Raw genomic sequence first — 11897 nt, forward strand, 5'->3', positions numbered from 1 at the left:
GTATCTGACCCTAATTAAATTTTCTTGCATGGGTTAATGCGGTGGCGTAATCTCGCGGTCCCTGCGATAGAAATTAGAGGATGAGCGCCATGACTACGGCTGCAGAAATTGCACATCTCCAAGAACACGGCTTGTACGCCAAGAGCAATGAACACGATGCCTGCGGTCTGGGCTTTGTCGCCCACATCAAGGGCGAGAAGCGCCACGACATCGTGTTGGGCGCGCTGAAGATCCTCGAGAACATCGACCACCGCGGCGCTGTGGGCGCCGACCCGCTGATGGGCGATGGCGCAGGCATCCTGATCCAGATTCCCGACCAGCTCTACCGCGAAGAGATGGCCAAGCAGGGCGTGGAACTGCCCCCCGCCGGAGAATACGGCGTGGGCATGGTGTTCCTGCCCAAGGAACATGCCTCCCGCCTGGCCTGCCAGCAGGAGATGGAGCGCGCCATCAAGGCCGAAGGCCAAGTGCTGCTGGGCTGGCGCGATGTGCCCGTGAACCGCGACATGCCCATGTCGCCCACTGTGCGCGAAAAGGAACCCATCCTGCGCCAAGTGTTCATCGGCCGTGGCAACGACGTGATCGTGCAGGACGCGCTGGAACGCAAGCTGTATGTGATCCGCAAGACCGCCAGCGCGGCCATCCAGAACCTGGGCCTGAAGCACAGCAAGGAATACTACGTGCCCAGCATGAGCAGCCGTACCGTCGTGTACAAGGGCTTGCTGCTGGCCGACCAGGTGGGCGTGTACTACAAGGATCTGGCCGACCAGCGCTGCGTCTCGGCCATCGGCCTGGTGCACCAGCGCTTCTCCACCAACACCTTCCCCGAGTGGCCGCTGGCCCACCCCTACCGCTATGTGGCCCACAACGGTGAAATCAACACCGTGCGCGGCAACTACAACTGGATGGTGGCGCGCGAAGGCGTGATGGCCTCGCCGGTGCTGGCCGATGACCTGAAAAAGCTCTACCCCATCAGCTTTGCCGGCCAGTCCGACACCGCCACCTTCGACAACTGCCTGGAACTGCTGACGATGGCGGGCTACCCCATCAGCCAGGCCGTGATGATGATGATCCCCGAGCCCTGGGAGCAGCACGAGGCCATGGACGAGCGCCGCCGCGCCTTCTATGAATACCACGCCGCGATGATGGAACCCTGGGACGGTCCCGCCTCCATCGTGTTCACCGATGGCCGCCAGATCGGCGCCACGCTGGACCGCAACGGTCTGCGTCCCTCGCGCTACGTCGTGACCGAAGACGATCTGGTGATCCTGGCCTCCGAAGCCGGTGTGCTGCCCGTGCCGGACAGCAAGATCGTGCGCAAGTGGCGCCTGCAGCCCGGCAAGATGCTGCTGATCGACCTGGAGCAGGGGCGCATGATCGAGGACGATGAGCTCAAGGCCAACATCGTCAACACCAAGCCCTACAAGCAGTGGATCGAGAACCTGCGCATCAAGCTGGACCAGGTGGAGGTGCCCGCTGACTTCGTGGCCCCCGCGAAGGCTGCCGAGCTGCCCCTGCTGGAGCGCCAGCAGGCCTTTGGCTTCACCCAGGAAGACATCAAGTTCATCCTGGAACCCATGGCCAAGAACGGCGAGGAAGGCGTGGGCTCCATGGGTAACGACAGCCCGCTGGCCGTGTTGTCGGACAAGAACAAGCCGCTGTACAACTACTTCCGCCAGATGTTCGCGCAGGTGACCAACCCGCCGATCGACCCCATCCGCGAAGCCATCGTGATGTCGCTGGTGTCCTTCGTGGGCCCCAAGCCCAACCTGCTGGACATCAACCAGGTCAACCCGCCCATGCGCCTCGAGCTGCAGCAACCCATCCTCGACTTCGAGGGCATGGCCAAGCTGCGCGAGATCGAGCAGCACACCCACGGCAAATTCAAGAGCGCGACCATCGACATCACCTACCCGCTGAGCTGGGGTCGTGAGGGCGTGGAAGCCAAGCTGGCCTCGCTGTGCGCCCAGGCCGTGGACGAGATCAAGGGTGGTGCCAACATCCTGATCGTCAGCGACCGCAACGTCAGCGCCACGCAAGTGGCCATCCCCGCGCTGCTGGCCCTGTCGGCCATCCACCAGCACCTGGTGCGCGAAGGCCTGCGCACCACCACCGGCCTGGTGGTGGAGACCGGCACGGCCCGTGAAATCCACCACTTCGCCGTGCTGGCGGGCTACGGTGCTGAAGCCGTGCACCCCTACCTGGCCATGGAAACCCTGGCCGACATGTACCAGCAGCCCGTGGGCGGCGTGGATGCCAAGAAGGCCATCTACCACTACGTCAAGGCGATCGGCAAGGGCCTGTCCAAGATCATGTCCAAGATGGGCGTGTCCACCTACATGTCCTACTGCGGCGCGCAGCTGTTCGAGGCCGTGGGCCTGAACAGCGCCACCGTGGACAAGTACTTCACCGGCACCGCCAGCCGCGTGGAAGGCATCGGTGTGTTCGAGATCGCCGAGGAAACCATCCGCAACCACGTCAACGCCTTCAGCGACGACCCGGTGCTGGAAACCATGCTGGACGCCGGCGGCGAATACGCCTGGCGTGCCCGTGGCGAAGCCCACATGTGGACGCCCGACGCGATCGCCAAGCTGCAGCACTCGACCCGTTCGAACAACTTCAGCACCTACAAGGAATACGCGCAGCTGATCAACGACCAGAGCAAGCAGCACATGACGCTGCGTGGCCTGTTCGAGTTCAAGAGCGATCCGGCCACCGCCATCTCGGTGGATGAGGTGGAGCCCGCGGCTGAGATCGTCAAGCGTTTTGCCACCGGCGCCATGTCGCTGGGTTCGATCTCCACCGAAGCCCACGCCACGCTGGCCGTGGCCATGAACCGCATCGGCGGCAAGAGCAACACCGGTGAAGGCGGCGAAGACCCCAAGCGCTACCGCAACGAGCTCAAGGGCATCCCGATCCAGCAGGGCGAGTCCCTGGCCTCCATCATCGGCAAGGAGCAGGTCGAGTCCGACATCGTGCTGCGCGACGGTGACAGCCTGCGCTCGCGCATCAAGCAGGTGGCGTCCGGCCGCTTCGGGGTGACCGCCGAGTACCTGGTGTCCTCCGACCAGATCCAGATCAAGATGGCCCAGGGCGCCAAGCCCGGTGAAGGCGGCCAGCTGCCCGGCGGCAAGGTGACCGACTACATCGGCATGCAGCGCTACTCGGTGCCCGGCGTGGGCCTGATTTCGCCCCCGCCCCACCACGACATCTACTCGATCGAGGACCTGGCCCAGCTGATCCACGACCTGAAGAACGTGGCCCCGCACGCCGACATCTCGGTGAAGCTGGTGTCCGAAGTCGGCGTGGGCACGATTGCGGCCGGCGTGGCCAAGTGCAAGAGCGACCACGTGGTGATCGCCGGCCATGACGGCGGCACCGGCGCTTCGCCCCTGTCGTCCATCAAGCATGCCGGCGGTCCCTGGGAAATCGGCCTGGCCGAAACCCAGCAGACCCTGGTGCTGAACCGCCTGCGCGGCCGTATCCGCGTGCAGGCCGACGGCCAGATGAAGACCGGCCGCGACGTAGTGATCGGCGCGCTGCTGGGCGCGGACGAATTCGGCTTCGCCACCGCACCGCTGGTGGTCGAGGGCTGCATCATGATGCGCAAGTGCCACCTGAACACCTGCCCCGTGGGCGTGGCCACGCAGGACCCCGTGCTGCGCAAGAAGTTCACCGGCAAGCCCGAGCATGTCGTGAACTACTTCTTCTTCATCGCCGAGGAAGTGCGCCAGATCATGGCCCAGCTGGGCATCCGCAAGTTCGACGAGCTGATCGGCCGCACCGACCTGCTGGACACCCGCAAGGGCGTGGAGCACTGGAAGGCCCAGGGCCTGGACTTCAGCCGCCTGTTCGCCCAGCCGGTCGTGCCGGCCGATGTGGCCCGCTACCATGTCGACAAGCAGGACCACCTGCTGGACAAGGCGCTGGACGTGAAGCTGATCGAGCGCTGCCAGCCCGCCATCCAGCATGGCGAGAAGGTGCGCATTATGGAAGTGGCCAAGAACGTGAACCGCTCCGTCGGCGCCATGCTCTCGGGCGCGGTCACCAAGGTGCACCCCGAAGGCCTGCCGGATGACACCATTCGCATCCACTTCGAAGGCACGGGCGGCCAGTCGTTCGGCGCCTTCCTGTGCAAGGGCATCACGCTGAACATCACCGGCGAGGCCAACGACTACACCGGCAAGGGCCTGTCGGGCGGCCGCGTGATCGTGCGCCCCAGCCATGAGTTCCGCGGCGTGTCCACGGCCAACACCATCGTCGGCAACACCGTGATGTTTGGTGCCACCCGGGGCGAGGCCTTCTTCAGCGGCGTGGCTGGCGAGCGCTTTGCCGTGCGCCTGTCGGGCGCCACGGCGGTGGTCGAAGGCGTGGGCGACCACGGCTGCGAATACATGACCGGCGGCACCGTGGTGGTGCTGGGCAAGACTGGCCGCAACTTTGCGGCCGGTATGAGCGGCGGCGTGGCCTATGTGTACGACGAAGACGGCAAGTTTGCCGAGCGTTGCAACACCGCCAGCGTGAAGCTGGAGAAGGTGCTGCCCCACGAAGAGTTCCTGGCCACCGTGCCGCGCGGCATCTGGCACCACGACCAGAGCGACGACCAGCAGCTGCGTGCGCTGGTGGAAGCGCACAGCCGCTGGACCGGTTCGCAGCGTGCCCGTGACCTGCTGGACAACTGGGGCGCCGCGCGTGCCAAGTTCGTGAAGGTGTTCCCGACCGAGTACCAGCGTGCACTCGGCGAGATCTATGAACGCAAACAAAAGGAAAAGCAAGCAGCGCAAGCGCCAGCAGCTCCTCAAAAAGAAGCAGTAGCCGCGAAGTAATCACAGCCTGAAACGGTGGCGCGGCCCCGCCCGCCACCGGCACTGCTCAGCGAACACAGATTGAAGGAATAGACATCATGGGAAAGACCACCGGTTTTCTGGAATACGAACGCATCGAAGAAGGCTACCTGCCCGTGGCCGAGCGCGTGAAGAACTACAAAGAGTTCGTCATCGCCTTGACCCCTGAACAGGCCAAGATCCAGGGCGCGCGCTGCATGGACTGCGGCACGCCGTTCTGCAACAACGGCTGCCCGATCAACAACATCATCCCGGACTTCAACGACCTGGTGTACCGCGGTGACTGGGAAAACGCGATCAAGGTGCTGCACAGCACCAACAACTTCCCCGAGTTCACCGGCCGCATCTGCCCCGCGCCCTGCGAGGCCGCCTGCGTGGTGAACATCAACAACGCGCCCATCGGCATCAAGTCCATTGAGCACGCCATCATCGACCGCGCCTGGGAAGAAGGCTGGGTCAAGCCCCAGCTGCCCAAGGCCCAGAGCGGCAAGAAGGTGGCCGTGGTCGGCGCCGGCCCTGCGGGTCTGGCGGCGGCGCAGCAACTGGTGCGCGCCGGCCACGACGTGACCCTGTTCGAGAAGAACGACCAGGTCGGCGGCCTGCTGCGCTACGGCATCCCCGACTTCAAGCTGGACAAGGCCAACATCGACCGCCGCGTCGAGCAGCTGGTGGCCGAGGGCCTGAAGATCCGCACCGGCGTGCTGGTGGCGGGCAAGGACGGACTGGGCGAAGGCAGCAAGGTCACCAACTGGTCCAAGGAAACCATCGCCCCCGAGGCGCTGATGGCCGAGTTCGACGCCGTGCTGCTGACCGGCGGTGCCGAGCAGTCGCGCGACCTGCCCGTGCCCGGCCGGGACCTCAAGGGCGTGCACTTCGCCATGGAGTTCCTGCCCCAGCAAAACAAGGTGACGCGCGACGGCAAGCTGAAGAACCAGATCCGCGCCGACGGCAAGCACGTGGTGGTCATCGGCGGTGGTGACACAGGCTCCGACTGCGTGGGCACCTCCAACCGCCATGGCGCACTCAGCGTGACCCAGCTGGAGCTGATGCCCATGCCGCCCGAGCAGGAGAACAAGCCCCTGGTCTGGCCCTACTGGCCGCTGAAGCTGCGCACCAGCTCCAGCCACCAGGAAGGTTGCGAGCGCGAGTTCGCCATCGGCACCAAGGAATTCATCGGCGAAAAGGGCCAACTGACCGCCGTGAAGACCGTGCGCCTGGAATGGAAGGACGGCAAGATGACGGAAGTGCCCGGCTCCGAGCAGATCCTCAAGGCCGACCTGGTGTTCCTGGCGATGGGCTTTGTCTCGCCCGTGCAGACCGTGCTGGATGCCTTTGGCGTGGACAAGGATGCGCGTGGCAACGTCAAGGCTTCGACCGATCTGCTCGGCGGCTACGCCACGAGCGTGCCCAAGCTGTTTGCGGCCGGTGACATCCGCCGCGGCCAGTCCCTGGTGGTCTGGGCCATCCGCGAAGGCCGCCAGGCCGCCCGCGCGGTGGACGAGTTCCTGATGGGGGCCAGCACGCTGCCCCGCTGACCGTCGGGCCGGGGGCGCCGCATGGGCGCGGTGCTGGGGTGCCTGGTGGGCCCCCGCACCGCCCGCCCTGGGCGCTCTGCGGAGATGCACATTCAGGCGCCTGCGGGCGCCTTTTTGCATGCTGCAAAAAGAGAGTTGAACACGCAGGCCTGGCAAGAGATTGAAAGGCTTTTTGCTTTGAAACACCCTGTAGGCGAGCGCGGGCAGCTATGGATCGGTGAGCGGGTGTCAGCGCAGCAGCACCAGGCGCGGCACCATGTCGGTGCCGCAGCAGACCACGGCGTTCTGGTTCCACTGCGTGCCCCAGGCGCGGGCCGTGCTCTCGCCCATGCCCCAGACCAGCACGCTGTCCTCGCCGGGCCAGTGGCCCTGCGGGTCGTGGCCATGGCCGTCCAGCCAGGACCAGCCGGCGCGCTGCAGCGCCTGGCGCAGCTGGGCCATGCGGCGTGCGTTCAGGTGGTCGGGCAGCAATTCGCCCAACGGGTTGCAGGCGGTCAGGTAGGCGGCACAGTGCACGGCATGGCGCTGGTAGTGCGGTGCCAGGGCAGGCTGGGGCTGGTCCAGTTGCAACTGCCAGTCGCAGTCGTTGAGCCCGTAGCGGGTGGCGTGGTAGGCCTGCAGCAGAGGCTCGGGGAGGGCGGTGTCAGCCATGGCAAGTCCGTCGAAATGCACGCAGGCATGTGGTTTGCATGCGAGTTAATGCCCAGGCAGGTGGCAACCCAGGCTTATCTGCGCGACAATAGCGGATTCGGCCACCGAGGCATACAGGACATGGGGTTTCCCCGGGTCTGTGGGCGGCGGCCTTCCACCGGTTGTTCCAACTCAACTTTGAAGCCATGAAAAAACGCACCCTTCTCGCATCGTTGGCCCTGACAGCTGTTCTGGCGGCCTGCGGCAAGTCCGAACCCGCCGCCACCGCCCAGGCGCCTGCTGCGCCCGCACCTGCGGCTGTGACCAAGATCGTTGTGGGTCTGGACGACAACTTCCCGCCCATGGGTTTCCGTGACGAGAAGAACGAGCTGGTGGGTTTTGACATCGACATGGCCAAGGAAGCCTCCAAGCGTCTGGGCATGGAAGTGGAATTCAAGCCCATCGACTGGAGCGCCAAGGAAGCCGAGCTGAACGGCAAGCGCATCGACGTGCTGTGGAATGGCCTGACCATCCTGGAATCGCGCAAGCAGCACATCGCCTTCACCGACCCCTACATGGCCAACCGCCAGATCATCATCGTGAAGGCCGGTTCCGACATCAAGGACAAGGCCGGTCTGGCTGGCAAGGTGATCGGCGTGCAGGAATCGTCGTCCGCCGTGGATGCGATGAAGAAGGAAGAAGAAGTCTTCAAGAGCTTCAAGGAATTCAAGCAGTTCGGTGACAACATCACTGCGCTGATGGACCTGGAAGCCGGTCGCCTGGACGCCGTGGTGGTGGACGAGGTGGTGGGGCGCTTCCATGTCGCCAAGAAGGCCGACACCTACACCGTGCTGGAAGACAACTTCGGCACCGAAGACTACGGCGTGGGTTTCCGCAAGGACGACACCGAGCTGCTGGGCAAGGTCAACCAGGCCCTGAAGGACATGAAGGCCGATGGTGCCGCCGCCGAAATTTCCAAGAAGTGGTTCGGTGAAAACATTGTCAAGTAAGCTTCACGCTTGACGCACACACCGGCGTGGCCCGCCTTGGCCACGCCGGTGTTTTTTGTAGGCATGGCTTGTGCAGCTGTGCAGCGGGGTGCCTGAGGGTGCCGGCGGCTCCCGTCAAGCGGTCGCACTGAAGGCCTTTTCCATGGATTACGTCATTTCCCTTCTGGGGCCACTGTCGCAAGGCGCGCTGGTGACCCTCAAGCTTTTTGCGATCACGCTGGTGCTCTCCATCCCCCTGGGGCTGGTGCTGGCGCTGCTGCGCCTGTCCCGCTTTGCCGGCCTGCGGGCGCTGGTGGGCGGCTACATCTGGCTGATGCGCGGCACGCCGCTGATGCTGCAGATGCTGTTCATCTACTTCGCGCTGCCCTTTGTGCCGGTGATCGGCATCCGGTTCGACGACTACCCGGCCGCCATCGTCGCCTTCACCCTGAATTACGCGGCCTACTTCGCCGAGATCTTCCGCGCCGGCATCCAGTCCATCGACCGTGGCCAGTACGAAGGCGCCAAGGTGCTGGGCCTGAGCTATGCCCAGACCATGCGCCGCATCGTCATTCCCCAGGTGTGGCCGCGCATCTTGCCGCCGCTGTCCAACGAGACCATCACCCTGGTCAAGGACACCTCGCTGATCTACGTGCTGGCCCTGAACGACCTGCTGCGCGCCGCGCGCGGCATTGTCCAGCGCGACTTCACGACCACGCCGTTCATCGTGGCCGCTGCCTTCTACCTTGTGATGACCCTGGTCCTGACCTGGGGCTTCCAGTACCTCGAGAAACGCTATGCCAAGTACGACGCCTGATGTGATGATCTCCGCCCAGGGCATCCACAAGGCCTTCGGCGGCGTCGAGGTGCTGCGCGGGGTGTCGCTGGACCTGCTGCGCGGCGAGGTGGTGGCCGTGATCGGCCCCTCGGGCTCGGGCAAGAGCACCTTCCTGCGCTGCCTGAACCACCTGGAGACCATCGACCGCGGCACCATCGTGGTCGAGGGCGAGACCCTGGCGCGCAACGACGACGCCGGCAAGGCCCACTACGCGTCCGAGGCGCAGATCCGCCAGATCGGTCGCAAGATGGGCATGGTGTTCCAGTCCTTCAACCTGTTCCCCCACCTCTCGGTGCTGGAGAACATCATCGAAGCGCCGATGCTGGTCAAGAAGCTCAAGCGCGAGCAGATCGTGCCCAAGGCCGAGGCTTTGCTCAAGAAGGTCGGCCTGCTGGAAAAGCGCGATGCCTATCCCAATCGCCTGTCGGGCGGCCAGAAGCAGCGCGTGGCGATTGCCCGTGCCCTGGCGATGGACCCGGACATCATGCTGTTCGACGAGCCGACCTCGGCCCTGGACCCCGAGCTGACCGGCGAGGTGCTGCGCACCATGCGCGAACTGGCCAACGAGCACATGACCATGCTGGTGGTGACCCATGAAATGGGCTTTGCCCGCGAGGTGGCCAACCGCGTGATCTTCATGGATGGCGGCGCCATCGTGGAGCAGGCCCCCGCCGAGGCCTTCTTCGCCAACCCTCAGCACGAGCGCACCCAGGCATTTCTGCAGAACATGTTGTAAAAAAGCTGCGGTTCGGGCGACCGCGGCTTTGGCTCAAAAAGGCCTGCAACGCTTTTCTAGCATGTGCATTTAGCTATGAATTTTGCGGATAGTGAGGCGCCATCATGGTCTTGACATACATTCGTGTATGTTTGTTCGGGGTGGCAGCGGGCGGCGCTTGCCGCTTGTCTGCACAATAGCGTTTCTTCCAATTCCTCCGTGTTTTCCATCGCATGAGTAGTCCCGCCCCCCTTGTGGAGTTGCGCAATGTCACCTTTGGCTATGGTGATCGCACCATCCTGCGCGACCTGTCGTTGCAGGTGCCGCGCGGCAAGATCACGGCCTTGATGGGGGCCTCCGGCGGTGGCAAGACCACAGTGCTGCGCCTGATCGGCGGGCAGCAGCGCGCCCAGCAGGGCCAGGTGCTGGTGGCCGGCCAGGATGTGGGGCAGATGAATGCCCAGCAGCTGTACGCCATGCGCCGTCGCATGGGCATGCTGTTCCAGTTCGGCGCCCTGTTCACCGACATGAGCGTGCTCGACAACGTCGCCTTCCCGCTGCGCGAGCACACCGACCTGCCCGAGGACATGGTGCGCGACATCGTGCTGATGAAGCTGCACGCTGTCGGCTTGCGCGGTGCGCGCGACCTGATGCCCAGCCAGGTGTCGGGCGGCATGGCGCGGCGCGTGGCCCTGGCGCGCGCGATTGCCCTGGACCCGGACCTGGTCATGTACGACGAACCGTTCGCGGGCCTGGACCCGATCTCGCTGGGCACGGCCGCGCGCCTGATCCGCACGCTCAATGACACCCTGGGGCTGACCAGCATCCTGGTGTCGCACGACCTGGAGGAAACCTTCCACGTCGCCGACCATGTGGTGATCCTCGGCGCGGGCGGCGTGGCCGCCCAGGGCACGCCCGACGAAGTGCGCCAGAGCACGGATCCGCTGGTGCAGCAATTCATCCATGCCCGGCCGCAGGGGCCGGTGCCGTTCCACTATCCGGCGCCCAGCCTGGAGCAGGATTTTGGAGGCCGCGCATGAACACCATCCACGCACTGGGCCTGTGGACCCGCCGCCAGCTGGCGGCGCTGGGGCAGGCCGCCGGGCTGTTCCTGCGCCTGCTGGGCATGCTGCCGGCCACGCTGGCACGCTTTCGCCTGCTGGGCGACCAGATCCATTTCCTGGGCAATTATTCGCTGGCCATCATCGCCGTCTCGGGCCTGTTCGTCGGCTTTGTGCTGGGCCTGCAGGGCTATTACACGCTGCAGCGCTATGGCTCGGCCGAGGCGCTGGGCCTGCTGGTGGCCCTGTCCCTGCTGCGCGAACTGGGGCCGGTGGTCACGGCGCTGCTGTTCGCCGGCCGTGCGGGCACTGCCCTGACGGCGGAAATCGGCCTGATGAAGGCCGGCGAGCAGCTATCGGCCATGGAAATGATGGCGGTCGACCCCGTGCGCCGCATCCTGGCGCCGCGCTTCTGGGCCGGTTTCCTCGCCATGCCTTTGCTGGCGGCTGTGTTCAGCGCCGTGGGCATCATCGGCGGCTGGGTGGTCGGCGTGGTGCTGATCGGCCTGGACGGTGGCGCCTTCTGGGGGCAGATGCAGTCCGGCGTGGACTGGTGGTACGACCTGGGCAATGGCGTGATCAAGAGCGTCGTGTTCGGTGTGGCCGTCACCTTCGTGGCGCTGTACCAGGGCTACACCGCCAAGCCCACACCTGAGGGGGTCTCGCGTGCTACCACCCGCACGGTGGTGGTCGCATCACTGGCAGTGTTGGCATTGGACTTCCTGCTCACCGCATCCATGTTTAGCATTTGAGGCAGCAGCCTCGAACGATGGGTTTCAACAAGGAAACATTTTTTATGCAGGCTTCTAAAAACGACGTATGGGTCGGCCTTTTTGTCTTGCTGGGCGCGGCAGCCCTGGTCTTCCTGGCTCTGCAGTCGGCCAACCTGCTGAGCCTCAGCTTCGAGCCCACCTACAAGGTGACGGCGCGTTTCGACAACATCGGCGGGCTCAAGCCCAAAGCGGCGGTCAAAAGTGCCGGGGTGGTCGTGGGCCGTGTCGAGGCGATCTCCTTCGATGACAAGACCTTCCAGGCCACGGTGCACATGGCCCTGGAAAAGCGCTATGCCTTCCCCAAGGACAGTTCCTTGAAGATCCTGACCAGCGGTCTGCTGGGGGACCAGTACATCGGGATCGAGGCCGGCGCCGACGAGGCCAACCTGGCCGAGGGTGACCGCATCACCGCGACCCAGTCGGCGGTGGTGCTGGAGAACCTGATTGGCCAGTTCCTGTACAGTAAGGCGGAAGAGGGCGGCTCTGCCGCGGCGCCCGCTCCTTGATGTCCA

At 64.8% G+C, this 11897-nt stretch carries 9 protein-coding genes; 8 read left to right on the forward strand and 1 reads right to left on the reverse strand.

The genetic code is table 11. From position 1 onward, the window contains the following. Positions 1-89 precede the first annotated feature (89 nt). On the forward strand, positions 90-4826 hold the full coding sequence (locus SJH88_RS00300) for a glutamate synthase-related protein (protein ID WP_274753291.1): 4737 nt from the start codon (positions 90-92) through the stop codon (positions 4824-4826). A 77-nt stretch (positions 4827-4903) separates the two neighbouring features. Then, positions 4904-6379, forward strand: a complete 1476-nt coding sequence (locus tag SJH88_RS00305; RefSeq protein ID WP_270151240.1) for a glutamate synthase subunit beta — start codon at positions 4904-4906, stop codon at positions 6377-6379. Between the two features lie 228 nt (positions 6380-6607). Here the strand turns inward: SJH88_RS00305 and SJH88_RS00310 are convergent, their stop codons facing one another. Further along, complete coding sequence (locus SJH88_RS00310; protein ID WP_274753292.1) at positions 6608-7030, reverse strand: DUF3293 domain-containing protein; 423 nt, start codon at positions 7028-7030, stop codon at positions 6608-6610. Positions 7031-7215: 185 nt separating this feature from the next. Between SJH88_RS00310 and SJH88_RS00315 the strand changes: the two genes are divergently transcribed. From SJH88_RS00315 to mlaD, 6 genes are all read left to right on the forward strand, one after another. After that, positions 7216-8019 (forward strand): amino acid ABC transporter substrate-binding protein, encoded by an 804-nt coding sequence (locus SJH88_RS00315; protein ID WP_274753293.1) that lies wholly within the window; start codon positions 7216-7218, stop codon positions 8017-8019. A 142-nt stretch (positions 8020-8161) separates the two neighbouring features. After that, a complete protein-coding gene (locus SJH88_RS00320; protein WP_042414361.1) occupies positions 8162-8815 on the forward strand; it encodes an amino acid ABC transporter permease in 654 nt (217 codons plus the stop codon). Positions 8816-8819: 4 nt separating this feature from the next. Next, the gene (locus tag SJH88_RS00325; protein WP_274753318.1) at positions 8820-9572 is read left to right on the forward strand and encodes an amino acid ABC transporter ATP-binding protein; all 753 of its coding nucleotides are present in this window, start codon (positions 8820-8822) and stop codon (positions 9570-9572) included. Positions 9573-9784: 212 nt separating this feature from the next. Beyond that, entirely contained in the window at positions 9785-10591 is an 807-nt protein-coding gene (locus tag SJH88_RS00330; RefSeq protein ID WP_260674787.1) for an ABC transporter ATP-binding protein, read from the forward strand. Next, positions 10588-11364 (forward strand): lipid asymmetry maintenance ABC transporter permease subunit MlaE, encoded by a 777-nt coding sequence (gene mlaE / locus SJH88_RS00335; protein WP_043379805.1) that lies wholly within the window; start codon positions 10588-10590, stop codon positions 11362-11364. The genes SJH88_RS00330 and mlaE overlap by 4 nt, the downstream gene beginning before the upstream one ends. 44 nt (positions 11365-11408) lie before the next feature. Next, on the forward strand, positions 11409-11891 hold the full coding sequence (gene mlaD, locus SJH88_RS00340) for an outer membrane lipid asymmetry maintenance protein MlaD (protein WP_043380474.1): 483 nt from the start codon (positions 11409-11411) through the stop codon (positions 11889-11891). Positions 11892-11897 lie beyond the last annotated feature (6 nt).

It is taken from the genome of Comamonas sp. GCA5, assembly GCF_036541385.1.
GTDB lineage: Bacteria > Pseudomonadota > Gammaproteobacteria > Burkholderiales > Burkholderiaceae_C > Comamonas > Comamonas aquatica.

What these genes read in the sequence shown, in the direction of transcription:
- SJH88_RS00300 (WP_274753291.1), top strand. Translation starts at nt 90, where the DNA reads ATGACTACGGCTGCAGAAATTGCACATCTCCAAGAACACGGCTTGTAC.
- SJH88_RS00305 (WP_270151240.1), top strand. Translation starts at nt 4,904, where the DNA reads ATGGGAAAGACCACCGGTTTTCTGGAATACGAACGCATCGAAGAAGGC.
- SJH88_RS00310 (WP_274753292.1), bottom strand. Translation starts at nt 7,030, where the DNA reads ATGGCTGACACCGCCCTCCCCGAGCCTCTGCTGCAGGCCTACCACGCC.
- SJH88_RS00315 (WP_274753293.1), top strand. Translation starts at nt 7,216, where the DNA reads ATGAAAAAACGCACCCTTCTCGCATCGTTGGCCCTGACAGCTGTTCTG.
- SJH88_RS00320 (WP_042414361.1), top strand. Translation starts at nt 8,162, where the DNA reads ATGGATTACGTCATTTCCCTTCTGGGGCCACTGTCGCAAGGCGCGCTG.
- SJH88_RS00325 (WP_274753318.1), top strand. Translation starts at nt 8,820, where the DNA reads ATGATCTCCGCCCAGGGCATCCACAAGGCCTTCGGCGGCGTCGAGGTG.
- SJH88_RS00330 (WP_260674787.1), top strand. Translation starts at nt 9,785, where the DNA reads ATGAGTAGTCCCGCCCCCCTTGTGGAGTTGCGCAATGTCACCTTTGGC.
- mlaE (WP_043379805.1), top strand. Translation starts at nt 10,588, where the DNA reads ATGAACACCATCCACGCACTGGGCCTGTGGACCCGCCGCCAGCTGGCG.
- mlaD (WP_043380474.1), top strand. Translation starts at nt 11,409, where the DNA reads ATGCAGGCTTCTAAAAACGACGTATGGGTCGGCCTTTTTGTCTTGCTG.